The sequence below is a fragment of the Butyrivibrio sp. TB genome (assembly GCF_900110805.1).
Lineage (GTDB): Bacteria > Bacillota > Clostridia > Lachnospirales > Lachnospiraceae > Butyrivibrio > Butyrivibrio fibrisolvens_C.
The window spans coordinates 22,107-47,228 of sequence record NZ_FOER01000028.1; the positions used below are offsets into that span (position 1 = coordinate 22,107).

General features: G+C 38.0%; 21 protein-coding genes and 1 tRNA gene. 17 read left to right on the forward strand and 5 right to left on the reverse strand.

Annotated elements, in window-relative coordinates:
• Window positions 1-100 precede the first annotated feature (100 nt).
• The 5 genes from gyrB to dnaA form a co-directional block, all read right to left on the reverse strand.
• Window positions 101-2,050, reverse strand: a complete 1,950-nt coding sequence (gene gyrB, locus BMX21_RS16170; protein WP_092045926.1) for a DNA topoisomerase (ATP-hydrolyzing) subunit B — start codon at window positions 2,048-2,050, stop codon at window positions 101-103.
• A gap of 36 nt (window positions 2,051-2,086) precedes the next feature.
• Window positions 2,087-3,190 (reverse strand): DNA replication/repair protein RecF, encoded by a 1,104-nt coding sequence (recF, locus tag BMX21_RS16175; protein ID WP_092045928.1) that lies wholly within the window; start codon window positions 3,188-3,190, stop codon window positions 2,087-2,089.
• On the reverse strand, window positions 3,187-3,402 hold the full coding sequence (locus tag BMX21_RS16180) for an RNA-binding S4 domain-containing protein (protein WP_022753296.1): 216 nt from the start codon (window positions 3,400-3,402) through the stop codon (window positions 3,187-3,189). The genes recF and BMX21_RS16180 overlap by 4 nt, the downstream gene beginning before the upstream one ends.
• A 122-nt stretch (window positions 3,403-3,524) precedes the next feature.
• Window positions 3,525-4,643 (reverse strand): DNA polymerase III subunit beta, encoded by a 1,119-nt coding sequence (dnaN, locus tag BMX21_RS16185; protein ID WP_022753297.1) that lies wholly within the window; start codon window positions 4,641-4,643, stop codon window positions 3,525-3,527.
• A gap of 273 nt (window positions 4,644-4,916) precedes the next feature.
• Window positions 4,917-6,308 (reverse strand): chromosomal replication initiator protein DnaA, encoded by a 1,392-nt coding sequence (gene dnaA, locus BMX21_RS16190; RefSeq protein ID WP_022756915.1) that lies wholly within the window; start codon window positions 6,306-6,308, stop codon window positions 4,917-4,919.
• A gap of 575 nt (window positions 6,309-6,883) precedes the next feature.
• Between dnaA and rpmH the strand changes: the two genes are divergently transcribed.
• The 17 genes from rpmH to BMX21_RS16275 all read left to right on the forward strand — a co-directional run bounded on the left by rpmH (window position 6,884) and on the right by BMX21_RS16275 (window position 24,762).
• A complete protein-coding gene (gene rpmH / locus BMX21_RS16195) occupies window positions 6,884-7,021 on the forward strand; it encodes a 50S ribosomal protein L34 (protein ID WP_022753299.1) in 138 nt (45 codons plus the stop codon).
• A gap of 56 nt (window positions 7,022-7,077) precedes the next feature.
• Window positions 7,078-7,419 carry a ribonuclease P protein component gene (gene rnpA, locus BMX21_RS16200; RefSeq protein WP_022753300.1) on the forward strand — a complete coding sequence of 114 codons (342 nt, stop codon included), beginning with the start codon at window positions 7,078-7,080 and terminating at the stop codon, window positions 7,417-7,419.
• A gap of 247 nt (window positions 7,420-7,666) precedes the next feature.
• Complete coding sequence (gene yidD / locus BMX21_RS16205; protein WP_022753301.1) at window positions 7,667-7,876, forward strand: membrane protein insertion efficiency factor YidD; 210 nt, start codon at window positions 7,667-7,669, stop codon at window positions 7,874-7,876.
• A 28-nt stretch (window positions 7,877-7,904) separates the two neighbouring features.
• Entirely contained in the window at window positions 7,905-9,248 is a 1,344-nt protein-coding gene (locus BMX21_RS16210) for a YidC/Oxa1 family membrane protein insertase (RefSeq protein WP_092045930.1), read from the forward strand.
• 28 nt (window positions 9,249-9,276) lie between these two features.
• The gene (gene jag, locus BMX21_RS16215) at window positions 9,277-10,053 is read left to right on the forward strand and encodes an RNA-binding cell elongation regulator Jag/EloR (RefSeq protein WP_092045932.1); all 777 of its coding nucleotides are present in this window, start codon (window positions 9,277-9,279) and stop codon (window positions 10,051-10,053) included.
• Window positions 10,054-10,258: 205 nt separating this feature from the next.
• Window positions 10,259-11,680, forward strand: a complete 1,422-nt coding sequence (gene mnmE / locus BMX21_RS16220; protein WP_092045935.1) for a tRNA uridine-5-carboxymethylaminomethyl(34) synthesis GTPase MnmE — start codon at window positions 10,259-10,261, stop codon at window positions 11,678-11,680.
• Window positions 11,681-11,964: 284 nt separating this feature from the next.
• Window positions 11,965-13,905 (forward strand): tRNA uridine-5-carboxymethylaminomethyl(34) synthesis enzyme MnmG, encoded by a 1,941-nt coding sequence (mnmG, locus tag BMX21_RS16225; RefSeq protein WP_330390257.1) that lies wholly within the window; start codon window positions 11,965-11,967, stop codon window positions 13,903-13,905.
• A gap of 32 nt (window positions 13,906-13,937) precedes the next feature.
• Entirely contained in the window at window positions 13,938-14,675 is a 738-nt protein-coding gene (rsmG, locus tag BMX21_RS16230; protein ID WP_092045939.1) for a 16S rRNA (guanine(527)-N(7))-methyltransferase RsmG, read from the forward strand.
• Between the two features lie 646 nt (window positions 14,676-15,321).
• Complete coding sequence (locus BMX21_RS16235; RefSeq protein ID WP_022753307.1) at window positions 15,322-16,095, forward strand: ParA family protein; 774 nt, start codon at window positions 15,322-15,324, stop codon at window positions 16,093-16,095.
• 31 nt (window positions 16,096-16,126) lie between these two features.
• Entirely contained in the window at window positions 16,127-17,047 is a 921-nt protein-coding gene (locus tag BMX21_RS16240) for a ParB/RepB/Spo0J family partition protein (protein ID WP_092045941.1), read from the forward strand.
• 40 nt (window positions 17,048-17,087) lie between these two features.
• Window positions 17,088-17,609, forward strand: coding sequence for a DUF4446 family protein (locus BMX21_RS16245; RefSeq protein WP_092045943.1), 522 nt, complete (start codon window positions 17,088-17,090; stop codon window positions 17,607-17,609).
• Between the two features lie 54 nt (window positions 17,610-17,663).
• Entirely contained in the window at window positions 17,664-18,950 is a 1,287-nt protein-coding gene (gene serS, locus BMX21_RS16250) for a serine--tRNA ligase (protein ID WP_092045945.1), read from the forward strand.
• Window positions 18,950-19,837 carry a DUF3881 family protein gene (locus tag BMX21_RS16255; RefSeq protein WP_027204701.1) on the forward strand — a complete coding sequence of 296 codons (888 nt, stop codon included), beginning with the start codon at window positions 18,950-18,952 and terminating at the stop codon, window positions 19,835-19,837. The genes serS and BMX21_RS16255 overlap by 1 nt, the downstream gene beginning before the upstream one ends.
• Window positions 19,838-19,905: 68 nt before the next feature.
• Window positions 19,906-19,979: transfer RNA gene (locus BMX21_RS16260), tRNA-Arg, on the forward strand.
• 273 nt (window positions 19,980-20,252) lie between these two features.
• Window positions 20,253-21,053, forward strand: a complete 801-nt coding sequence (locus BMX21_RS16265) for a LytTR family DNA-binding domain-containing protein (RefSeq protein WP_092045947.1) — start codon at window positions 20,253-20,255, stop codon at window positions 21,051-21,053.
• Between the two features lie 77 nt (window positions 21,054-21,130).
• The gene (locus tag BMX21_RS16270; RefSeq protein ID WP_092045950.1) at window positions 21,131-23,050 is read left to right on the forward strand and encodes a zinc-ribbon domain-containing protein; all 1,920 of its coding nucleotides are present in this window, start codon (window positions 21,131-21,133) and stop codon (window positions 23,048-23,050) included.
• A gap of 332 nt (window positions 23,051-23,382) precedes the next feature.
• Entirely contained in the window at window positions 23,383-24,762 is a 1,380-nt protein-coding gene (locus BMX21_RS16275) for a PhoH family protein (RefSeq protein ID WP_022753314.1), read from the forward strand.
• Window positions 24,763-25,122: the final 360 nt, after the last annotated feature.

Here is a 25,122-nt window from a genome sequence, read left to right on the forward strand (position 1 = left end):
TCCTTTTCTTTTTTCATGAAAAAATAATTCTATTCCATGAATTTATATATTATCTTCAAGATTTCTGATTCATAGGTTCAAATGCATTTTCACAGATATCTTATATATCCAGGTTCTGTACGAACTTAGCGTTTGCTTCTATGAACTCTCTTCTAGGCTCAACCTTATCACCCATAAGAGTAGTAAATGTTACATCAAGTTCTGACTCTGCATCATCGTCCATATTGACACGAAGGAGAGTTCTGGTCTCGGGATTCATAGTTGTCTCCCAGAGCTGCTCAGCATCCATCTCACCAAGTCCCTTATAACGCTGGATCTTATTGTTCTGGTCACGTCCTACCTGAGCTATGATATTGTTAAGCTCTTCATCTGAGTAGGCATACCAGGTCTTCTTGTTCTTCTCAAGCTTATAAAGCGGCGGCTGAGCCAGATATACATGGCCCTGCTTGATAAGTTCAGGCATGAATCTGTAAAGGAATGTCAGCATCAGTGTAGCGATATGAGCACCGTCTACATCGGCATCAGTCATGATGATGATCTTGCCATAACGAAGCTTGGATATATCAAAATCTTCATGAATACCTGTTCCGAATGCTGTGATCATGGTCTTGATCTCGGCATTACCATAGATACGGTCAACACTTGCTTTTTCTACGTTAAGGATCTTTCCTCTAAGAGGAAGGATAGCCTGAGTTGCACGGCTTCTTGCATTCTTGGCAGAACCGCCGGCGGAGTTACCCTCAACGATGAAGATCTCGCAGTTCTCAGGATTCTTGTCAGAACAGTCTGCAAGTTTGCCGGGAAGTCCAAGTCCGTCAAGTGCTGTCTTACGTCTTGTAAGATCTCTTGCCTTTCTGGCAGCATCTCTTGCACGCTGTGCCAGAACAGCCTTTTCTATGATAGTCTTAGCTATCTGAGGATTCTGCTCCAGGAAGTATGTAAGCTGCTCTGATACGATACTAGCTACAGCTCCTCTTGCTTCAGAATTACCGAGCTTTTGCTTGGTCTGACCTTCGAACTGAGGATCACCTATTTTAACAGAGATGATAGCTGTCATACCTTCACGGATATCCTCACCTGTAAGGTTCTCGTCTGTCTCCTTGACAAGTTTCTGCGCCTTGGCATAATCATTGAATATCTTGGTAGTAGCTATCTTGAAGCCTTCAAGATGTGTACCGCCTTCAGGTGTATTGATATTGTTTACAAAAGTATAGATACTTTCGTTATAGGCATCATTGTGCTGAACAGATACTTCTACATGTACTTCGTTCTTGTCGCCTTCAAAATACATGATCTGATCATACAGTGGAGTCTTAGACTTATTAAGATAAGCTACGAACTCGCTTATACCACCTTCGTAGTGAAAGTGCTCAACTCTTGGCTCCTTGATCTCAGCATCTTCAGGGATTCTCTCATCTGTAAGAGATATCTTAAGTCCTCTTGTAAGGAAAGCCATCTCACGAAGTCTCTGCCTTAGGACATTGTAATCAAATACTGTTGTCTCTCTGAATATCTCTGCATCAGGCTTGAACTCTACACATGTTCCTGTATCTTCAGGTTCGCATGTACCAATCTCCTTAAGTGGATAGCATACATGACCTCTTTCATAACGCTGCATGTAGATTTTGCCGCCCTGTTTGACTTTAACTTCAAGCCATTCAGAAAGGGCATTTACTACTGACGCGCCTACGCCGTGGAGACCACCTGATACCTTGTATCCTCCACCACCGAACTTTCCACCTGCATGCAGGATAGTGAATACTACCTCAACACCTGTAAGTCCTGACTTGTGGTTGATACCTGTAGGGATACCACGTCCATTATCTTTTACGATAATAGTATTTCCGGGTGTTATTGTAACTTCAATATGGTCGCAGGCACCTGCCAGAGCCTCATCAACTGAGTTATCAACAATCTCATATACAAGATGATGAAGACCTCTTGCGGCTGTTGTTCCAATGTACATACCAGGTCTTTTACGAACTGCTTCTAGTCCTTCAAGAATCTGGATTTGATCCGCACCGTACTGTACTTCTTCGTTATTAGACATTTATGAACCTCTTTTTTTATCTGCTGTATTTTGGAATCAGTTCTCTGATGTAACAGTTCCGTTTACTACTTTAAACAGCTTATTTATTTCAAATCTATGATTAACGAACTCGTCATAACCTGTGCAGGTGATTATGGTCTGTATATCACCTATTGTATCCAGCAGATAATTCTGCCTGTTAGAATCGAGTTCGGATAGCACATCATCAAGGAGCAGTACAGGATTTTCCTTTTTAGCCTTTTTGACGATCTCAATCTCTGACAATTTTAGTGAGAGAGAAGCGGTCCTTTGCTGGCCTTGAGACCCGAATTTCCTGATATCTATAGCTTCGTTTTGTGATGCTCCCTTAACAATAAAAGAGAAATCGTCCTTCTGCGGTCCTACACTGGTCTGCTTCAGGAACAGATCTCTGTCTTTGACTTTCTTTAGCTTACTTTCATAATCGTCTGCAGCTACATTGGGCTCATAGAAGATCTTTAGATCTTCACGGCCTCCCGTAAGCTTGTCATGTATAGGCTCTATTATGCTGCACAGATCTTCTATGAACTGCTGCCTTGCCTTTATTATCTGAGTTCCGTACATGATCATCTGATCATCCTGCACATCCAGAAGTGGTCTGTATTCCGGATGATCATACATATCTTTGAGCATCTTGTTACGCTGAACCAGAAGCTTATTGAATCTCGTAAGATTGTACAGATATGTCTCATCAAGCTGACACAGCTCCAGATCTATAAACCTGCGCCTCTCCGAAGGGCCGTTCTTGACTATTGCAAGATCCTCCGGTGAGAAAAAAACTGCATTCAGCTTTCCAACATAATCAGCTGCCTTTTTAAGCTTCTGACCATCTATTGCAAGGCCTTTGGACTTACTCTTTCTAAGATGCATATCAAGCCTGTATTCTGCATGATCTCTTTCAATTATGGATCTGATATGAGCTTCATCTTTTTGGAAATTGATTACTTCCCTGTCTTTAGATCCTTTGTGAGATTTGGTCGTAGCAGACATGAATATTGCTTCGAGTATATTGGTCTTGCCCTGAGCGTTGTCGCCGTACAGGATATTGGTACCCTTATCAAAGTCTAGATGAAGTTCTTCGTAGTTTCTGAAGTTTGAAAGCTCCAGCCTTTTAATAATCATCTTTCGACCTTAAAACTCCTGCCTCTGTATTCAACAACATCTCCCGGAACCAGTTTCTTGCCGCGTCTTGTATCAACTTCTCCGTTGACCTTTACAAGACCTGCCTGGATATCCTCCTTGGCATCAGCTCCTGATTCTTCATAACCGGCCTTCTTAAGGGCCTGTCCGAGCTTTATATAATCATCTGTTTCTCTTAACTTAACTATATCCATTACTAACCTCTATTTTTATTTCTATGTACCGACTATAGGATGTAGTCTGTATATGTCCTTGTACCGACTACAGGATGTAGTCAGTACATGTATAGAAATGCATGGATGCATTTCTATGTACCTTAGTCCACCGTTGTAAAGTTAACCGGAAGGATCAGATATGTGTAGCTTGCATCTGCATCCTTGATAAAGCATGGAGCCTTAGGATTAACCAGATATATATCCACATTATCATCATCGATTGCACGAAGAGCATCGATAAGGAACTTTGGATTGAAACCGATCTTAAGGTCTTTACCCTGCTTCTCGATATCAACCTTTTCATCCATGGATCCTACTGCAGAGTTGATCTTCATCTCAAGGAATCCGTCCTCAATTGAGATGATAACAGGTCTCTTATCACCTTCCTTAACAAGGAGAGTAGCACGATCTATACAATCAAGGAATTCCCTTCTGTTGATCGTCAGCTTAGTCTCATAATCAGAGGAGAGCATCTGATCGATATTGAAATATTCACCCTCAAGAAGTCTTGATACAACTACAGTCTTATCAAACTCGAACAGAACATGCTTATCTGTGAAGAAGATACTTACGATGGATTCTGTAGAATCTGTAAGGATCTTGGATACTTCAGAAAGAGCTTTTCCAGGTACGATAACTTTCTTAAAACCATAGCTGCTTGCCAGTTCAACTCTTCTGATAGAGATTCTGTGTCCGTCAAGAGATACCATCTTGAGCATATTGCCGTCTACTTCAAAGAGCTCACCGCCCATTACCTTGTTGGTATCATTGTCAGATATTGAGAAGATAGTCTGAAGGATGATATTACGAAGTGTGTACTGGGAGATCTGGATTCCGTCTATTCTCTCAATTGCAGGAAGATATGAGAAGTCATCACCACTTCTTCCAAGGATAGTGAACTTGGCCTTCTCACAGCTTATAGTAACTTTAATATTGCCTTCTGTGTTCTGTGATTCAATAGTTACATCATTGTCAGGGAGCTTTCTTATGATGTCAAAAAAGATCTTGGCATCAATAGCGATATAACCTCTGTCGAGGATATTGCCATCTACTATAGTCTCTATTCCAAGCTCCATATCATTAGCTATGAACTTTATAACTCCTTCTGTAGTGTCAATTAATATACACTGTAGAATAGACATTGTTGTCTTTGCAGGCACTGCCTTGGAAACAATCTGAAGTCCACTAACAAGATTTGATTTCGAGCATACAAATTTCATAGCTCCGATACTTCCTTTCTGTCTATAAAAAGTTTATATGTGTAGGTATTAATTTTATCCACCTAAAAAATCTTTTGGAATGAATTCCGGTGCAGATAAAAAAGAAAAAGAATAAAATAATATTCTAATTATTATAGAATGTTGATAAGTGCAAAACCTTTATTATTATACAATTTTACTTGCTTTTTTACAACGAAAAGACTGTTGATAATAAGACTTATCAATGTGAATTTAGCGTATATTTTTCACAATTAATCTATAATTTTTTTAATCTTATGATGTGGGTCCAAGTTTCTTTTTGATTATATCCACATTTTTAACAAGATCCTCATCTGTGGATAGCTTTCCTTTTATACGGCTTATACCTGACATGACTGTAGTATGGTCTTTTTTGCCAAGGATCCTTCCGATCTCTTCCAAAGAGATATCAGTCATCTCCCTGCACAGATACATAATAATCTGTCTTGGAAGGACTATCTCAGAGTTACGCTTTCTTGATACCACATCATCTATCCTTATGCCGTACTGCTCGCATACAGTATTGACGATAAGCTGCGGAGTTATGATCTTGTTCTCTTCAGGAGATATGATATCTCTGAGAGCTTCTTTGACATTATCAATATTGATCTCCACATTATTAAGACGCGAATATGCGATTATCTTATTAAAAGCACCTTCAAGCTCTCTGATATTGCTTTTAATGTTGGTTGCTATATATTCAAGGATCTCATCATCTATATGATTGCCAAAATTCTCAGCATTCTTGCGAAGGATAGCCATTCTGGTCTCGTAGTCAGGTGCCTGGATATCAGCGATAAGGCCCATCTCAAAACGGGATCTGAACCTTTCTTCCAGAGTCTCCATCTCCTTAGGAGGACGGTCAGATGACAGGATTATCTGTTTGCCGGCCTGATGGAGCTCATTAAAAGTATGGAAGAACTCCTCCTGCGTAGACTCTTTACCTATGATAAACTGAACATCATCTACCATAAGTACATCAACCGTGCGGTATTTCTCACGAAGCTTGGACATTGATTCCTGCTTACCAGAACGGATTGATTCGATAACCTCGTTGGTAAAAGCCTCTGATGTTACATATAGAACCTTGGCAGATGAATTATGCTCCATGATAAAATGACCTATGGAATGCATAAGGTGAGTCTTACCAAGTCCGGGACCTCCGTATAGGAAAAGAGGATTGTAGCTTTCTCCCGGAGATTCAGCAACTGCAAGAGATGCTGAATGAGCGAACTTGTTATTAGATCCGACTACAAAAGTATCAAATCTGTATTTGGGATTAAGATTTGAATTCTCATAGCTCTGGCTCTCGGATACAGACTCTTTTTCCGCAGAAGGAGTTGATGTCTTTTCATTATTAATATTTACATCCTTTTGAAGGACGAATGAAACATCAACAGCTTCTCCTATAAGCTCAGAGATAGCCACCTTAAAGAAGTTCTGATAATGCGTAGTTATGTAATTGTGGGCGATTGAATTATCAGAAGGTATCAGAATAAAAACAACGCCGCCGTTATATTCATAGAAAGATAAAGGCTCGATCCAGGTATGATAAGATATGTCTGTTATGCCTGATTCTTCTCTAACGGCATCTTTGATATGATCCCAGCTGTCATTTAAGATAGATGTGATTTCGTCGGATAACATAGATTCCCCCATTAATAATAGTAGAATAAATTAATTTTATCGTAAAAAAACCTAAACATCAATTTTGCACGATTGTGGATAACTTTTTTAAATTTTGATAAAAAAAATTTATTATAAAGTTATACACTGACCGTGTTAAGAACAAAATCAACTATAAAAAGGTGGATAAAATCACTCATCACCACTTTTTACCATCTGAAAAAAGTACTTTATCCACATTTTTTCCACAATTTGTGGATTTTTATGATAAAAAACAAATAAAACACAAGTTATCCACATAATCCATATTTAGCTGTGGATAATTAATTTATATACAAGATATTGATAATTATTTTGTGGATAACTTTTTTCAAATTTTTTAAATCCGTAATATACGGACATTTTTGCGTATAATCATACTTGACTAAAAAGATGATTTTATATATAATTAGAACGATTTTTTCCACACAGGAATTATTACAGACCTATCGAATCTGTTTTCCTGTCAGGGAAACAGATTTTATTTCCAGATCCAAGACCTTATCATTATCGGATCTTGGACGTGTATTATTTTGGTAAAGGAGGTGTTATAAGACATGGCAAAGATGACATTTCAGCCGCATAAGCTTCAGCGCAAGAGAGTACATGGTTTCAGAGCTAGAATGAGTACTCCAGGTGGAAGAAAAGTGCTGGCTGCCAGAAGACTTAAAGGTAGAAAGAGATTATCCGCTTAAGGATACTTGACTTAAAGGCTGCATTTAATATAAATGTAGCCTTATTTTTTAATTACATGAAATCACTTAGAAAATCATACGAATTCAAAAATGTATATAACAATGGAAGATCCATTGCAGATAGGTATCTGGTCGTATATGTGTGGAAGAATCAGACAGAAGATAGCTATCTTGGTATCTCCTGCTCTAAAAAGATCGGAAATAGTGTTGTAAGACATCATTTTGCAAGACTTATCCGTGAGATCGTGAGGCTACATGAACAGATGTTTAATAGTGGTTTAAACATCGTAGTCGTTGCCAGATCAGCAAGTAAAGATGCTGATTATCACACACTGGAGGATTCATTCCTTAAGCTCATGGCAAAAGCTCATTTAATGCAAAATAATGAGCAGATCTGAAAGTAGTTGCAGGTGTTTTTATATAAAGAAGCGAACATGGAGAAGTTTTAAACTTCTGAACGTAATACCGTTCACCACACAGATATATGATTATTGTTTATTTATCATTATTTCTATAATTGTGGTTATTATGTTATGTTTACTTCTTATATGAAGATATTACTTTTCGGATTATGCTACTTATTGTAGTATTTACTGCATGTAACTATGAAAATATGTGACATTCCTTGACTTATGGGAGGTGCACATGAAAAAACTATTTATTTTTCTTATCAGGTTTTACCGGAAATACATATCGCCTTTTAAGAGCACTAAATGTCCTTATATACCGACATGTTCAGAATATGCTCTTGAAGCGGTTACCAAATACGGCGCTTTTAAAGGTGGATTACTTGCACTTTGGAGGATATTAAGGTGCAATCCTTTTTCAAGCGGCGGATATGACCCGGTTCCCTGAGGGGGAAGGTAAGCGGAGGACTGCTTAAATGTTCGAATGGATTGCGGTAATTCTCGGTTATATCATGAACGTTATTTATATCGTTCTGGCCGGAATTGCAGGGTTATTTACTAATAGCGACGGTAGCGTTGCTGTCGGCAATATCGGTATTGCCATTATTCTTTTTACACTTATTATTTATGTAGCTATGCTGCCTCTTACTTACAGACAGCAGAAGTTCAGTAAGCTTCAGGCCAAGATGCAGCCTGAGATCAAAGCTATTCAGGACAAGTACAAAAATAAGAAAGATACAGATTCACAGATGGCTATGAATCAGGAGATTCAGGCTGTATACGGCAAGTACGGCGTATCAATGTCAGGTAGCTGTGTACAGATGATTCTTCAGATGGTTATCCTTCTTCCTCTGTATCGTGTTATTTACAATATTCCGAAATATGTTCCTGCTGTTAATGACGTATTTTCAAAACTTGGAAGTGCTCTTGTAGAGCTTGGCGATTCTGCTTCTGAGCAGGTTACAAGCCTTGTATCAGGTTCAACAAGTGCTGCAGCCATTGTAAAAGAGATGGCTGAAAATGGAGCATCCAGCGATTATTATGCTCAGCTCCTTAACAAGTTCTCAACAGCAAACTGGCAAGATCTTTCAAATTGGGCTTCTTCTACAGGCAACACAGATCTTGTTAATACAATAAACACAACTTCTTCTAATGTAGAGACAATGAACAGCTTCCTTGGACTTACAATTTCCAACTCACCACAGTACATGTTCTCTGAGGCTATTGAGAAGTTCCATTCTGCAGGATTTTCTGCAGGTGTTATTGTAGCGATCATCCTTGCTGTCATAGTTCCTGTGCTTGCTTTCCTTACACAGTATCTGTCAGTTAAGCTTACAACATCTATGACTCAGACAGGTCAGAAGCTTGATCCTAACGATCCTGCAGCCCAGATGCAGAATTCCATGAAGACTATGAACGTAGTAATGCCTATATTCTCTGCATGGATCTGTTTTACACTTCCTGCAGGTATGGGTATCTACTGGATTGCAGCTGCTGTTATCCGTACGATCCTTGCTATCATCGTCAACCACCGTATCGACAAGATCGATATCGATGCTATGATCGAAGAGAATCAGGCCAAGTATCAGAAGAAACTTGAGAAGAGAAAAGATCTTACACCAGGCCTTTCAAACTATGCTAATTTCTCTAACAGAAACCTTTCTACACTTGCCCAGGAGGCTACTACAAGTTCTGTTTCTGAAACTGAGCGTTCTGAAAGACTTGATCAGGTTACCGCTTTATACGATTCTGGTAAGGCACGTAAAGATTCGCTCTTACATGCTGCCAATATGGTCAAAGAATACGACAGAACTCACTAATTGAGAATTGTAAACTAGGAGACTAAAGATGAGTGAATATAAAGAATATGCTGCCAAGACAGTTTCCGAAGCTATAACAGAAGCTTGTGCGCAGTTATCAGTTACATCTGACAGACTCGATTATCAGGTTGTCAGCGAAGGATCTACAGGTTTCCTCGGAATGGGAATAAAGCCTGCTATTATCAAAGCTCGTATTAAGGAACAGGAGATTAAAGCCGAAATCTCTTTTGATGATATTGATGTCAAGGAAGAAAAAAGCTCTGATGCTCCAGTAGCCAATGCTTCAGATTCTGTTGATGTTGCAGATGAAGCTAAAGATACAGCCAAAAAAGTAGTCTTTTTTGACGAGGATGCTATTGTAAATTCTGCAAAAGTATTTCTTGAAGACGTATTCAAGGCAATGGATATGCCTGTTGAACTTGGTATTTCTTTTGACAAAGTAAATACAGTTCTTAATATTGACCTTAAGGGTGCTGACATGGGCGTACTTATCGGCAAGAGAGGTCAGACACTTGATTCTCTTCAGTACCTTGTATCACTTGTTATAAATCGTGATCAGGAAGAGTACATTCATGTAAAGGTTGACACTGAGAATTATCGTCAGCGTCGCAAGGCTACACTTGAAAACCTTGCCAAGAATATCGCTTATAAGGTTAGAAAGACCAGAAGAAACGTATCTCTTGAGCCTATGAACCCTTACGAAAGAAGAATCATACACTCCGCTCTTCAGAATGACCGTTATGTTACAACACATTCAGAAGGCGAGGAGCCATATCGCAGGGTTGTTGTTACACTTAAGAAATAATAAAGGCAGGATTAAGGTTTCTTTTAATACCTTATGACGACCGGATTGTTGCGTTTCTTCTATAGATATGAAATAGAAGATAACTCAGACTTTTTGATACACCCCGCTTTTATAAGTGGGGTGTATTTTGTGGTTTTTAATTAGTCTATTTGATACATTTTTGTTTTTTATTCAAGAATCAGTAGATATTGATTTAGAGGTACATATGATTCATTCAAATGACGATACCATTGCTGCTATAGCCACCGCTGCCAGTGATGCCGGAATTGGCATAATAAGAGTTAGTGGTATTAAAGCTATAGAAGCTGTATCACATTTTTATCAAAATGCAAAACATGAATTTGACTTACAGTCGCACCAAAGCGGTACTATACGTTTTGGATATTTTTGTGATACTAAGGGTGATCTTATAGATGAAGTTATGGTATCAGTTATGAGAGCACCACATTCTTATACCAAAGAAGATGTGGTTGAAGTTAATACTCATGGCGGAACTATGGTAATGCAGAAGATCCTCCATGAACTTATATCTGATGAGAACATATGCAGACTTGCAGAACCCGGAGAGTTTACAAAAAGAGCTTTTCTAAATGGACGTATAGACCTTACAAGAGCAGAAGCTGTAATGGATATAATAGAAGCCAAGTCAGAATTTGCTCTTAACAATTCTGAGAAGCAGCTTAGAGGAGACATGCGTAATATTATCGAAGATATGCGTTCCAAGATAATATACGAGATGGCTTATATAGAATCTGCCCTGGATGATCCGGAGAATTATGATCTTACAGGATATAAAGATCGGATCATGCCAATATGCGACAAAATTATACGAAATTGCGATAAGCTTATAAAAAGCGCCGATGAAGGCCGAGTTAGAGCTACCGGGCTTAGCACAGTTATAATCGGTAAGCCCAATAGCGGCAAATCATCTCTTCTTAATGTCCTGACAGGAGAGGAGACTGCAATAGTTACTGATATCGCCGGAACCACAAGAGATGTAATAGAGCATGATGTTAAGCTTGGCAATATACTCCTTCATGTAATTGACACAGCCGGCATCAGAGATTCTGCTGATAAGATCGAAGCAATCGGTGTTGAAAAAGCAAGAAAATATGCAAGGGAAGCTGAGCTTATCTTATATATGATCGATTCTACTTCACAGATCAATGATGAAGATATAGAGATCCTTACTTCTGTCAAAGATAAAAAGATAATAGTCCTTCTTAATAAGACTGATAAAGAGGATGAGATCATAATAACCAAAGATAATATCTCTAAGCTTTTAGAAACTGTAGGTGTATCATCTGATGTCCCTGTCATCACCACATCAATGATACTTGGAAATGGAATTGATGAACTTAAAAATGCGATAAGTGACCTTTTCTTCAATGGTAAGCTTGTCCCTGAAGATGAGATCTATGTAACGAACCTTCGTCACAAGAATCTCCTTGAAAAAGCCTACAGATCTCTATGCCTTGTAAAAAACTCTGTAGAGCAGGGACTTAGTGAAGATTTCTACACCATAGATCTTCATGATGCATATGAAAGCCTTGGACTCATAATAGGTGAAGAAGTAGGAGATGACCTTGTAGAAGAGATATTCTCCAAATTCTGTATGGGTAAATAATGTATTTATGAAGACATAAGTGGCAAATGAACTTTTGGCACTCATTTCATATGATAACTTAAGGGTAAATAATCTTTTAACACTTACTACATATAATGTTGTAAGAACAAAGGGGCTTTTGACATCTACTTCATATAATGACTTAAGAGGCATCGGGATTTTAAAAACCTGCCTCATATGATTATTTATATATAATCAATATAATTAAAATAATTTAACTAATATTATATAAACTTTTCAAAAAAGTTGGGAAGTTTGAATTTTAATATATTATAGGTATGAACATGATTAATTCTAACTTTGATAATGTTGATGTATGTGTAATAGGTGCCGGACATGCCGGATGTGAGGCAGCTCTTGCCTGTGCACGTCTTGGGCTTGAAACAGTTGTATTTACTGTTAGTGCCGACAATATTGCTTTTATGCCCTGTAATCCACACATAGGTGGATCATCCAAGGGACATCTTGTTAGAGAGATAGATGCACTCGGCGGTGAGATGGGCAAAAATATAGATAAAACCTTCCTTCAGTCCAAGATGCTCAATGTATCCAAAGGACCAGCCGTACATTCTCTACGTGCTCAGGCTGACAAACTTCAGTATTCTCTTCTTATGAAGAAAAAGCTTGAGGCTCAGGAGCATCTTACTATCAAACAGACTGAAGTAGTAGAACTTATTACTGAAGAAGTCACTTCAGATACTACGGATGAATTTGGAACCAATCTTTCTCATGAAGGATATAAATATAGGATCACAGGTGTTAAGATTGCAACAGGTGGTATATATAACTGTAAAGCTGTTATTCTTTGTACCGGAACATATCTAAAAGCAAGATGCTTGTGTGGTGAGAGCATTACTTATACAGGACCAAATGGAATGCAACCATCCAACAATCTGTCTGCTTCATTAATAAATGCCGGAATTGAACTTAGAAGATTTAAAACCGGAACACCTGCCAGAATGGACGGTAATTCCATTGACTATTCCAAAATGACAGAACAGTTTGGTGATGATCCTGTAGTTCCTTTTTCCTTCTCAACAGATCCTAAAGATGTGCAGAAGCCTCAGGTTTCATGCTGGCTTACATATACTAATGAAGAAACACACAGGATCATCCGTGAGAATATTGGAAGATCTCCTATGTATTCAGGTGTTATAGAAGGAATAGGACCCAGATATTGTCCTTCTATCGAAGATAAAGTCGTAAAGTTCCCTGATCATGACAGACATCAGGTATTTATAGAGCCGGAAGGAACCTTCACTAATGAAGTATATGTTGATGGTATGTCTTCTTCTATGCCTGAAGATGTACAGCTTCAGATGTACAGATCTGTTCCTGGTCTTGAGAATTGTAAGATTGTAAAGAATGCATATGCAATAGAATATGACTGCCTTGCATCCGGTCAGCTTTCTCCTGTACTTGAGATCAGAACTATTAGAGGATGTTTTAGCGCCGGTCAGTTCAATGGAAGCTCCGGTTATGAAGAAGCCGCTGCCCAGGGCCTTTATGCAGGTATCAATGTAGCTAGACAGCTAACAGGTAAGCCATATATAACTATCGATAGAAGCGAAGGATATATAGGAGTACTTGTGGATGATCTTGTTACCAAGGACAATCTTGAACCCTACAGGATGATGACATCACGTGCCGAGTACAGACTGTTCCTAAGACAGGACAATGCAGATCTTCGTCTTAGAAAAAAGGGTTATGAAGCAGGTCTTATAACCAAGGAGCAGTATGATTATCTCCTTCTTAAGGAAAAGCAGATAGAAAGTGAAATACAAAGACTTAAAAATACAAGAGTAGGAGCCTCTGCCAATATACAGAAGTTTATGACAGAGCATGGTTCATCAACACTAAAGACAGCATGTACTCTTGCAGAACTTATCTGCAGACCAGAACTTTCATATGATGTTTTATGTGAAATTGATCCTGAAAGACCTCAGCTTACCAAAGATGTTACAGAGCAGGTTGAGATCAATATAAGATATGAAGGATATATCACAAGACAGGAATCGCAGATTGCTGCCTTTAAGAAACTTGAAAAAAAACTCATTCCTGCTGATATTGATTATGATAAGGTATCAAGTCTTAGAATAGAAGCAAGACAGAAACTCAAGAAGTTCAAGCCGATCAATATAGGACAGGCCAGTAGGATAAGCGGAGTTAATCCAGCCGATGTATCAGTTCTACTTGTATATATTGATTCTGTATATAAGAAGTAAATGCAAGGCATTTTTAAAATATGAGGTTAACTATGAACGATTATAGTAAGATGATCAGTGATCTTAAATCTATAAATATTGAATTATCTGATCATCAGATAGAACAATTTGACAAGTATTATAATCTGCTTGTTAAGTGGAATGAAGTAATGAACCTGACTGCTATTACTGAATTCAATGATGTATGTCAACTTCATTTTGTTGATTCACTTATGGCAGTACCATATTTTGATTTTAATAAGAAAGAACTGTCTTTAATAGATGTTGGAACAGGTGCCGGATTCCCAGGTATACCTCTTAAGATAGCATTCCCTCATCTTAAAGTTACCCTTCTTGACTCACTCAATAAGAGACTTAACTTCCTCAATGAAGTTATTAATGAACTTGGACTTAATGAAGATGGCGGATCTATAGAAACAGTTCATGGAAGAGCAGAAGATTATTCTAATTCCAAAAACGGTGTTCTACGTGAAAAATTTGATATCGGAACAGCAAGAGCAGTTGCTAATATGTCAACTCTTTCTGAATATATACTTCCTTATGTAAAAGTAGGTGGTCATTTTGTTGCATATAAAAGTAACAAAATTAATGAAGAAATAGAGTTGTCTAAAAAAGCCATAAAAACTCTTGGCGGTACTATAAGCTCTGTCAATAATACATTCTTACCTAGTTCTGATATAGAAAGATCTATTGTAATAATTAACAAATCAAAAACAACTCCAAAATTATACCCCCGAAAAGCTGGACTACCTTCAAAACAACCACTATAATAAATAAGTGTTAAACACGTGAAGCAAAAATTTATACCTTTGTTTCACGTGAAACATTCCAAAATACAGTTGTGTTATTCCAAAAAAGCACAAAACTTTGTTTCACGTGAAACAAAATAATCAATATTTAGTATAATCTTCCGTGAAACATAGTTAAATAACGTTTAATTACAACGTGAAACAAGGTAAAAGCAGCAGAAAATGGGTGTAAAACTCAAAAAATGACAACAAAGTCATTAAGAAAAAATTGGAATCTAAAAATTCCAAATAACACCCATAAAAAATCTGAGTATATGAAAAGACCACTGATTCATTAAATGATCAACCTTTTATACTCAGACAAAGTGTAAATACCAAAGATACTGGTAATGTTTGTTTTAAAGAGGACATAAACCATATCCAAACAAAATGATCGCAGGCGCCGTTTGCGATTGTTTTTTGACGTTAAATGACGTTTTTCAATGAATCAGTGACGTATCCGCCGCTGATTCAAGTGTGAGAGTGGAATCCAAAATAAAACAGGAATCTAATATTGTAAGTAATACTCTCGATTCATTCAGGAACATGTTTTAAATTGGAATATTCTCAAAATAATACGTGAATTTTGGAATCATAATCATAATATCGGCGCAGAAATGGGAGATATATGGGAAGAATCATAGCGGTAGCGAACCAAAAGGGAGGAGTTGGTAAAACAACAACTTCTATCAATCTATCAGCAGCTCTTGCTGAAGAAAACAAGAAAATTCTCGTAATCGATGCAGACCCCCAGGGCAATACAACAAGCGGATTCGGTTTAGACAAAAATGAAATAGACAGAACTATCTATCATCTTATGATAGGAGAATGTTCTGTAACAGAATGTATCAGACACGATATAGTAGAGGATCTTCCGGGAATCGACATAATACCTTCTAACATCAATCTGTCAGCAGCAGAGATTGAGCTTATAGACATAGATAAGAAGGAATATATCCTCAAAAACGAGATAGACAAGGTCAAAGATAATTATGACTTCATAATCATCGACTGTCCACCATCACTTAGCATGCTGACTGTTAATGCGATGACAACAGCTGATAAAGTTCTGGTGCCTATACAGTGTGAATATTATGCACTCGAAGGACTGAGCCAGCTAGTACATACAGTCAACCTTGTAAAAGAAAGACTTAATCCAAGGCTTGAAATGGAAGGCGTTGTATTCACTATGTTCGATGCCAGAACAAACCTTTCATTACAGGTAGTAGAAAATGTCAAGGATCACATTGATGAAAATGTATTCAAGACAATAATACCAAGAAATATAAGACTTGCAGAAGCTCCAAGCTACGGACTTCCAATTAATTTATATGAACCAAAATCTGCAGGAGCAGAAGCTTATAAATTACTAGCAGAAGAAGTAATTGCTAATGAAGGCTAAACAAGGGTAAAGGATAGGAACGGAGGAAAACATGGCAGTTAAAACAAAGCGAGGACTTGGAAGAGGTCTGGACAGTCTGATACCGGCAGGAGAATCCAAAAAAGAAGTAAAGAAAGCTACTGTACTTGTCAAAGAAGAAAAAGCATTAGAAAGCGATGAATCAAAAAAACTGATCAAGATCACAAAAGTTGAGCCCAATCACGACCAGCCAAGAAAACAGTTCGATGAGGATGCTCTTCAGGAACTTGCAGAATCAATAAAACAGGTCGGAATCCTTGAACCATTGCTTGTAAGAAATAGGGATGATCATTTTGAGATAATTGCAGGTGAAAGACGTTGGCGTGCAGCCAGAGCAGCAGGTATCAAGGAAGTTCCTGTAGTAATCAGGAATGACCTTACAGATCAGCAGATTGTAGAGATACAGCTGATTGAGAATATCCAGAGAGAAAACCTTAATCCAATTGAAGAAGCTAAGGCATTCCACAGACTCATCACAGAATTCAATCTCAAGCAGGATGAAGTAGCAGAAAGAGTCTCCAAATCCAGAGTTGCGATCACAAACTCTATGAGACTTCTAAAACTTTCAGATGAAGTCCAGCAGATGATAATAGATGGTAAACTCACCAGCGGACATGCAAGAGCTCTTATATCAGTAGAAGACAAAAAGCTCCAGCTCGAGCTTGCAGAGAAGATATTTGACGAAAAGCTCAGTGTACGTCAGGCCGAAAAACTTGTCAAAGATCTTGGCAAAGAAAAACCGGCGCCAAAACAACCTGTAGTTATAGACAAGAACCTTGAGAATATCTACAGAGATCTTGAAAAGAGGTGCAAAGAAAAGACCGGAACCAAGGTTGCAATAACACCAAAGGGAAATAATGGCGGTGGTAAGATAGAGATTGAGTTTTATAACAACGACGATCTTGAAAAGATAACACGTATGCTTCTTATATAAAACATTGTATGACCTATAATACCAAAAGAAGGAAAAGCAAATGAACAGTAATATATTAAATTATATGGGACTTTCAAATATAGATCCCGGAATATATGTAATAGCTATAGCAGTTCTTCTTTTATTAGTACTGATCTTACTTATATGCACTATTAGACAAGGTCGTGAAGTATCAGTCTTAAAGAGAAGGATCTCAAAGTTCATGTCAGGAAGAGATGCAGAAAGCTTAGAAGATCAGATTGTAGAGCTATTTGAAGACAATCAGTATATGAAAGCAGCATCTGACAAGAACAAAAATGACATAATCGATCTTAACAAGAGAATGAGACACTGCTTCCAGAAAGTAGGCATCGTCAAATATGACGCCCTCAATCAGATGGGTGGGCAGCTGTCTTATGCGCTTGCACTTCTTGACGAAGAAGATAATGGATATATAATAAACTCAGTGCATGGCAACGAAGGCTGTTATTCATATACCAAGGTCATAAAGAATGGAAGAAGTGACATAGAACTTGGTATAGAAGAAAGAAAAGCCCTTGAAAACGCTGTTATGAGCAGATAACATATTTTTAAACGGATTTGTAATTTTATTATTTATAATGAAACGGAGACAGTCATGATCGATATCAAATTTTTAAGAGAAAACCCAGATGTAGTAAAGGAAAACATCAAAAAGAAATTCCAGGACCAGAAAATAGAACTTGTTGATAAAGTTATTGAACTTGATAAGGAAAGCCGCGCTATCAAGCAGGAATCTGATGACCTTAGAGCCAGCAGAAATACAATCTCCAAGCAGATTGGTGCTCTTATGAAGGAAGGCAAAAAAGAGGAAGCTGAAAAAGTTAAGGAGCAGGTTACCAAGAATGCCGAGAGACTTTCCCAGCTTGAAGAAAAGCAGAAGCAGGTAGATGAAGAAATCCTTAATATCATGTACCAGATTCCTAACATCATCGATCCTTCAGTTCCGATCGGTAAAGATGATTCATGTAACGTAGAGATAGAGAGATTTGGTGAGCCTGTTGTTCCGGATTTCGAAGTTCCATATCACACAGATATAATGGAGAGATTCAACGGAATCGATCTCGACGCTGCCAGAAGAGTAGCAGGTAATGGTTTCTATTATCTCATGGGTGATATCGCAAGACTTCACTCAGCTGTTCTTGCATATGCAAGAGACTTCATGATCGACAGAGGATTCACATATGTAATACCTCCATACATGATCCACGGCAATGTTGTATCAGGCGTTATGAGCTTCCCTGAAATGGATGCCATGATGTACAAGATCGAGGGTGAAGATTTATACCTCATCGGAACATCTGAGCACTCAATGATCGGTAAGTTCATCGATCAACTTCTTCCTGAAGATGAGATGCCATATACACTTACTTCTTATTCACCTTGCTTCCGTAAGGAAAAAGGCGCTCATGGTATTGAGGAAAGAGGTGTATACAGAATCCATCAGTTCGAGAAGCAGGAGATGATCGTAGTCTGCAAACCTGAAGATGCATGGACCTGGTATAACAAGCTCTGGCAGAACACAGTAGATCTCTTCCGTTCACTTGATATTCCTGTAAGAACACTTGAATGCTGTTCAGGAGATCTTGCAGATCTTAAAGTTAAGAGCTGCGATGTAGAAGCATGGTCACCACGTCAGAAGAAATACTTCGAAGTTGGTAGCTGCTCTAACCTTGGAGATGCACAGGCTAGACGTCTTAAGATCAGAATCAAGGGCAAAGATGGAAACTATTTTGCACATACACTTAACAACACAGTAGTAGCTCCGCCTAGAATGCTTATCGCATTCCTTGAGAACAACCTTCAGGCTGACGGATCAGTTAAGATCCCTGTAGCTTTAAGACCATACATGGGCGGAAAAGAAGTACTTATTCCGGAGAAATAATGCATAAATTTATGAGAGCTGTCGGCCTTGCAGGTTTGCAGGGCCGAGGCGCGCTCGAAAAGCTACTGGAATACTGCGTCCAGCATGCAGACGAGCGAGAATATATAAAAAATGAAGATGACGAAGTGTTTGCACAGTTCACCAAAGAATTCGCGCCGGGACTGGGAGTGGTCGTTTATGGCCAATTTAAGAGTGGAAATCACTTTATATATGAATACTATTATCCTTATATAAAAAGTGAAGGCATCTCATCGTCAGAAGACATAACAGTCGAACAGCATGCTGCTACAGATTCTTATGCAGGAGTATGCGATGATCCAAGAGTTGGTATCACTATGATATTCTATCTTCAGAATATGATGGATTATCTTAAGATATCTGAAAACGGACAGAAGAAAACAACCGGAACATCCGTAGCACTTTCTGCACTGTCTACACAGGGAACTATAATGCTCCCTATTGCCAAGACTCCTAATCAGAAAAGACTGCTCAAAAAGAAAAGACAAGCAAGAACAAAACTTGTAAGCTCGGCAAGAAATGGAGATGAGAATGCGATTGAATCGCTGACTCTGGATGATATGAACATCTATACAACTATCTCCGATAAAATCCTCAAAGAGGATGTATACACCCTTGTTGACAACTATTTTATGCCTTACGGCGTAGAATGTGATCAGTATTCAATGATGGGTGAGATAACTGATTACAGGCTTACTATAAACACCTATACCAAAGAACCTGTTTACATACTGTCTGTAAAATGTTCTGACATCGACATAGACATAGCTATAAACAGGAAAGATCTTTTGGGAGAACCTGCTGTAGGTCGAAGATTTAAAGGCAACATATGGTTACAGGGGCATATTATTTTCCCAGAAAAAAAATAATAGATTGAAAAAATTCTATTATTGTGTTAAATTGATAAAGTGCCTTTTACAAATGAAGGCACTCCTACGTTTGGGTAGCTCAGCTGGATAGAGCGTCCGCCTCCTAAGCGGAAGGTCGGGGGTTCGAATCCCCTCCCGAACATTTAGCAATACTTTTATATACACATTCATAAAGTTCTATCTGTCATAATTTTCATTTCTATCATCTGGTTTTTCTAAATTTATTCGCAAATTATCAGGTAGCATAAGGCTAATAGTAAGTATTTAAAACGTATATTGTGCTCTTTAAGTGTTTTTGAATACACCAATATGACAAAAGATATATACATCTTGGCCCTACCTTATTCATCATATTATTATTCAAAATCATGATTAAAACAGTAAAACAGGAATATGTAACTTTAGGGGGAAAGTTATGAGGGGTAAAAAATTTCTTCTGTACGATCGTGATAAAAGGCTAATAAATTTTTTAGAAAAGATAGCTTTACCATATATAAGATTCAGATATAATTCTACATATAAGCTTGAAGTATGTGATAGTCTAAGAAGCGTAAAAGATAACCTTGAATCAATAGATTACAGGGTTGATTTTTGTTGCTTCCATATGCAGGACGAAAGTGATATAGAGATTTATTCAGATATAAAAAGACAATATATAAATCTTCCGATCCTATTATGTGCATATTCCAAAATTGATCAGAACTTATTTTTCAGACCCGGCCTTTTTCCGGAAGAGCTTATCACAACAGGCGATGTAGATGAAGAAAAAACAAGAACCATCATCCAGATAGAAGAGGCTCTTTATAATATTAAAGATTATCTTGACCGTAATCAACCGGATGAACTACAGGAACAGAAGAAATGCATAAGGATCAAATCTGATGCTGATACAATCTCATTCATTAATGGACAAGATATAATAAGTATAGAATCTGAAAACATTGCAGGTAAAAAGATGCAATGGATAAAGACCATAAGAGGAATCTACCCCTGTAAAATAAGCCTATCTGAATTGGAAAAGATTTATAGTACAATACTATTCAGGTGCAGACGAGATGCACTTGTTAATAAGAGTATGATAAGAGGATTCAACGAACAAACTCTTGATATTATACTGGAAACTGAAAACAAATATTATACTATGCGTGCTTCAAACGCCAAATACAGGCAAATAAAAGAAGCTTACAATTTATTCTGCAAGGAATGTGAGGCATAAAGTTTGAAAGTGTTCCATTTTCAAACCTAAAAAACATTAGCCTCTTTCTTTGCTCGCAACATGAGGTTAAGTTTAAAATGCAATGTACTAACTGCCAGAAAGATATACCGGATAACATTAAATTCTGCCCTTACTGTGGTCAGCCGGTACTCATAAGACATAAGGAAGACAACACAACTTATTCCAATACATTTGAAAATGTACCTTTTAGCTATGGTAGATCAGAAGCAGTAGATGAAAAAGAGGCGCCGGTTAACGTCACCAAGATCAAAGATTCCGGTATCAATGATACCGGTAATACAGAATCCGGTAATAAAAAAACAAAAGTAGTCTTTGCTATATCAGTGATATTAGTAATAGCATTAGTAGCAGGGATCATAGGTTACAGATACTATATATCCAAGGATAAAACAGTAGATGAATCAATACCTGAATATATAAATGGTATAACCTATTGCGAGAAAGGTGTTATCTATGTAGATACAGATGTAACGGATAATGCTCCTTCTCTTAAACTGGCAACAGTGGATGAAGCGCTGGTTATAGACTGCGAATTCTATTATCTGTCTATTTTTAACCCGGATACTACAAGGATATATTACATAACAGACCTTGAACAGAAGAAGACTACAATCTGCGGATCTTTGTACTCTATAGCCACCAAAGATATAACTAATGATCCTGATGAAAATAAAAAAAGATCTACACTTATATCCAAAGAAGTAAAAGGATACTTTACAACATCAGGTGATGACAACTCTATTTTGTACGACACCTTAAGTGATGAAATATACATCTATTCAGATAATGGTAACGAATATCTTATGGATGGTAAAGATATTCTCGTCATCAACACCTTCTATAACACAGAAAGCTCTCATCTTATCACAGTACAGCGAGGGAATCTTAAAAATGTAACATTATCAACAGGTTTATATATGGGTGCAACCTACGAGATATACCATTACGATACTGCTACCAAAAAACTCCGACTTATAGATGATGATGTTGCTATGATCCCTACAGGAAAAGATGACAAATTGGTATATCTAAAAGGCGAAAATTATCTGACTGAAGGCGCAGATATGTATATGTGCGATATAACACCTGAAGGCATCAAGACAGAAAAGCTTGCAGAAGATGTCACTGATCTGGTATCAACAACGATCACAGATGACATAACACATATCGCTTATGCAACCAAAGGTGAACATACTGACGATTATACCTTTCATCTGTACTCCTATGATAACGGTGTTGTAACAGACATCGGAGAGACAGAAAATGTAGATATTTATTCCGAATATGTAACTTTTTTTGACTACTATGAACCTGATGATGAGGAAGAAGACAAGACTCAGTATTATAACACCGGATCCTCAGAAATATACAAATCTCCTTTTGGAAAAGTTATAGAGATACAGGAAGCTCTGCAAAGAGGCAAGCTAATGATCCAGGCCCTTGATGATAACGGTATAAGCTGCGTCTATATGTGTGATATAGAATACGGTAAAGAAATCACAGACTATGAACTTCTAGCTTACAATGCTTCCATATCCGGTATCTATGCAAGAAGGTATCTATTCTATGTTTCAGGTCAGAAGACCAGAAATATGTATCTTTCATCACAAGAAGGGGACCGCCTGATACTGCGCGATGTCCCAAAGGATGAAAGCCTGTATTTCAAAGCAACACCTTATATAGATGATAATTTATACTATTTTGTCGTAGATCTGCTGGAAAGTGATGGAAACTCCAGTATATACGATCTGTATGTTAGAGATGATGAAGATAAATCCTTAAAGCGACTGGATACAATGGTAGAAGACATATCCATAACCGGAAAAGGTGCTGTCTACTGCAAAGATGAAGCCTTATACTACTACGGAGCAGATACCAAAAAAACAACCAGGATAGCTGATAGTTATTATTATTGTCAGGTTGGAAACCAGTACGAAACAAGCGCTTCAACACTTACGTACATAAGAACATATTAAAGAACTGGTGAATTTTGGAATATATGTAACTTGTGGTGTAAATTGGAATGTAATAATGTACAAACCTATAGATACTGTAAAATAAAGCTTTCAAAACCACTATATCTTGTATAACAATTATTTTTTGGTACAAATAACAGCTTGTATCGGAATAATGTATTGTATATAATGAAAATATGGTGAAGAAGAAAATATTTGCAAGTCTATCAAATAGAATGCAATTTCCAAAAAGGACATGAAACAGGGTTCTCCTGTGTCATGTCCTTTGCGCATTTCAGGGGGCGCGACATAGATTTTCTTCTTAAATAGGGAGATTGGAGGAATCTGCACGTATGAAGAAGACATATGTAATCGACACTAATGTTCTGATTCAGGCTCCGTACGCGCTTGAATGCTTCGAGGACAATAACCTTGTACTTCCACTGGTAGTACTCGAAGAGCTTGACAGACTCAAGAATGCAGATGGTGAGAAAGGAGCTAATGCAAGGGCTGCAGTACGTTATCTTGAAAACTTAAGGATGAACGGGGATCTATTAAAAGGAGTTGAACTAAAAGGAGGAGGAAGTGTCAGGGTTGAAAAGAACTGCATAAATGTAGAGCTTCCGGAAGACCTTCCTGATGACAAAGCAGATAACAGAATCCTCCAGGTGTGTAAGGGCCTTATAGATGAAAACCAGGAAGGCCAGCAGATAGTACTGGTGACCAAAGATCTTCTGCTTAGGATCAAAGCCCATATCATAGGTATCAAGGCAGAAGACTTCACAACAGAGCAGATAACAGATGAAGACGAACTCTACACAGGACGAAATGAAGTATTTGTACCTGAAGAAGAGATCGACAATTTCAAAAAAGACGGGATACCTGTAGAATGCCTGTATGATACAGACGAGCAGGGAGAAAGAGTCGAACTTATTTTCCATGAAAATGAATTTGTAATACTAAAGCCGGATCAGTCAGACAGGAAGTCACTTCTTGGACGAATACATAATGGCAAAGTCGTACCTTTAAAGTACAAAAAGTGTAAGCCTTACGGAGTAACCCCAAGAAACGTAGGACAGTACTTCATGCAGGAAGCCCTTATGGCAAGTGCTCAGGAAGCACCTCTTGTAATAATAAAAGGTATGGCCGGCACCGCCAAGACCTTCTATTCACTTGCAGTAGGCCTTGAGAAGGTATTCAACAATGTAACCGGCGAATACAGAAGGATCATAGTATGTCGTCCAAACGCACAGTTTGATGATGATATAGGCTTCCTTCCGGGAGACGAGCAGGAGAAGATAGCACCTCTCATGAGGCCTATAATCGATAACCTTGAACAGATCCTTGACTCCGATGAAGCAGAAAGGTACGAAGACGAAGAACAACTTTCTGACAAGATAGCTGAAATCTTCGATAGAGGCATCATCCAGACAGAAGCCCTTAACTTCATCAGAGGCCGCTCCATTGCCAAGACCTATCTCATCATAGATGAAGCTCAGAATATGACCCCTAATCAGGCTAAGGGTATCATCACAAGAGCAGGTAAGGATACCAAGATAATACTTCTTGGTGATCCCAACCAGATTGATAAGCCCTTCCTTGATAAAAGAACTAACGGCCTATCCTATGCAGCCAAGTGTATGAAAGACAGCCCTTACTGCTGGCAGCTGACCCTGTCCGCAGAAGAATGCGAAAGATCCAGCCTTGCAATGGATGCGATCAAGAGATTATAAAACATACGTGATAGGCGTTGTATTCTCAAAGCCTTAGATGATGCAGACAGAATATAGATTATTACAACTCCAGTCAAGTGTAGCGAATAATAATTATTATAAGTTAGTCAAAGTCTTACTGCTCTGAGTAGCAGTGTTAACAGTATAGTGTGCAAAAAGCGTCTGTGTCTGAAGGCATGGACGCTTTTTGCGGGTTTATATACCATTAACAACAATTTAACTGAATCCAGCAATTGATGTGAATACTTCTTTTACCATATACAATACAAAATATGAAATAGATATAGTAAGTAAGAATGTTCGAATTGATAATGGTATGGAATATCGTTAAAATATAAGATATAACCTAAATCTGATAAT

Coding starts and splice junctions, on each gene's coding strand:
- BMX21_RS16265 (WP_092045947.1), top strand. CDS start 20,253: ATGAGGGGTAAAAAATTTCTTCTGTACGATCGTGATAAAAGGCTAATA.
- BMX21_RS16270 (WP_092045950.1), top strand. CDS start 21,131: ATGCAATGTACTAACTGCCAGAAAGATATACCGGATAACATTAAATTC.
- BMX21_RS16245 (WP_092045943.1), top strand. CDS start 17,088: ATGAACAGTAATATATTAAATTATATGGGACTTTCAAATATAGATCCC.
- recF (WP_092045928.1), bottom strand. CDS start 3,190: ATGATTATTAAAAGGCTGGAGCTTTCAAACTTCAGAAACTACGAAGAA.
- rsmG (WP_092045939.1), top strand. CDS start 13,938: ATGAACGATTATAGTAAGATGATCAGTGATCTTAAATCTATAAATATT.
- BMX21_RS16275 (WP_022753314.1), top strand. CDS start 23,383: ATGAAGAAGACATATGTAATCGACACTAATGTTCTGATTCAGGCTCCG.
- serS (WP_092045945.1), top strand. CDS start 17,664: ATGATCGATATCAAATTTTTAAGAGAAAACCCAGATGTAGTAAAGGAA.
- BMX21_RS16210 (WP_092045930.1), top strand. CDS start 7,905: ATGTTCGAATGGATTGCGGTAATTCTCGGTTATATCATGAACGTTATT.
- mnmG (WP_330390257.1), top strand. CDS start 11,965: ATGATTAATTCTAACTTTGATAATGTTGATGTATGTGTAATAGGTGCC.
- dnaN (WP_022753297.1), bottom strand. CDS start 4,643: ATGAAATTTGTATGCTCGAAATCAAATCTTGTTAGTGGACTTCAGATT.
- rnpA (WP_022753300.1), top strand. CDS start 7,078: ATGAAATCACTTAGAAAATCATACGAATTCAAAAATGTATATAACAAT.
- yidD (WP_022753301.1), top strand. CDS start 7,667: ATGAAAAAACTATTTATTTTTCTTATCAGGTTTTACCGGAAATACATA.
- BMX21_RS16255 (WP_027204701.1), top strand. CDS start 18,950: ATGCATAAATTTATGAGAGCTGTCGGCCTTGCAGGTTTGCAGGGCCGA.
- rpmH (WP_022753299.1), top strand. CDS start 6,884: ATGGCAAAGATGACATTTCAGCCGCATAAGCTTCAGCGCAAGAGAGTA.
- jag (WP_092045932.1), top strand. CDS start 9,277: ATGAGTGAATATAAAGAATATGCTGCCAAGACAGTTTCCGAAGCTATA.
- BMX21_RS16180 (WP_022753296.1), bottom strand. CDS start 3,402: ATGGATATAGTTAAGTTAAGAGAAACAGATGATTATATAAAGCTCGGA.
- BMX21_RS16235 (WP_022753307.1), top strand. CDS start 15,322: ATGGGAAGAATCATAGCGGTAGCGAACCAAAAGGGAGGAGTTGGTAAA.
- BMX21_RS16240 (WP_092045941.1), top strand. CDS start 16,127: ATGGCAGTTAAAACAAAGCGAGGACTTGGAAGAGGTCTGGACAGTCTG.
- mnmE (WP_092045935.1), top strand. CDS start 10,259: ATGATTCATTCAAATGACGATACCATTGCTGCTATAGCCACCGCTGCC.
- dnaA (WP_022756915.1), bottom strand. CDS start 6,308: ATGTTATCCGACGAAATCACATCTATCTTAAATGACAGCTGGGATCAT.
- gyrB (WP_092045926.1), bottom strand. CDS start 2,050: ATGTCTAATAACGAAGAAGTACAGTACGGTGCGGATCAAATCCAGATT.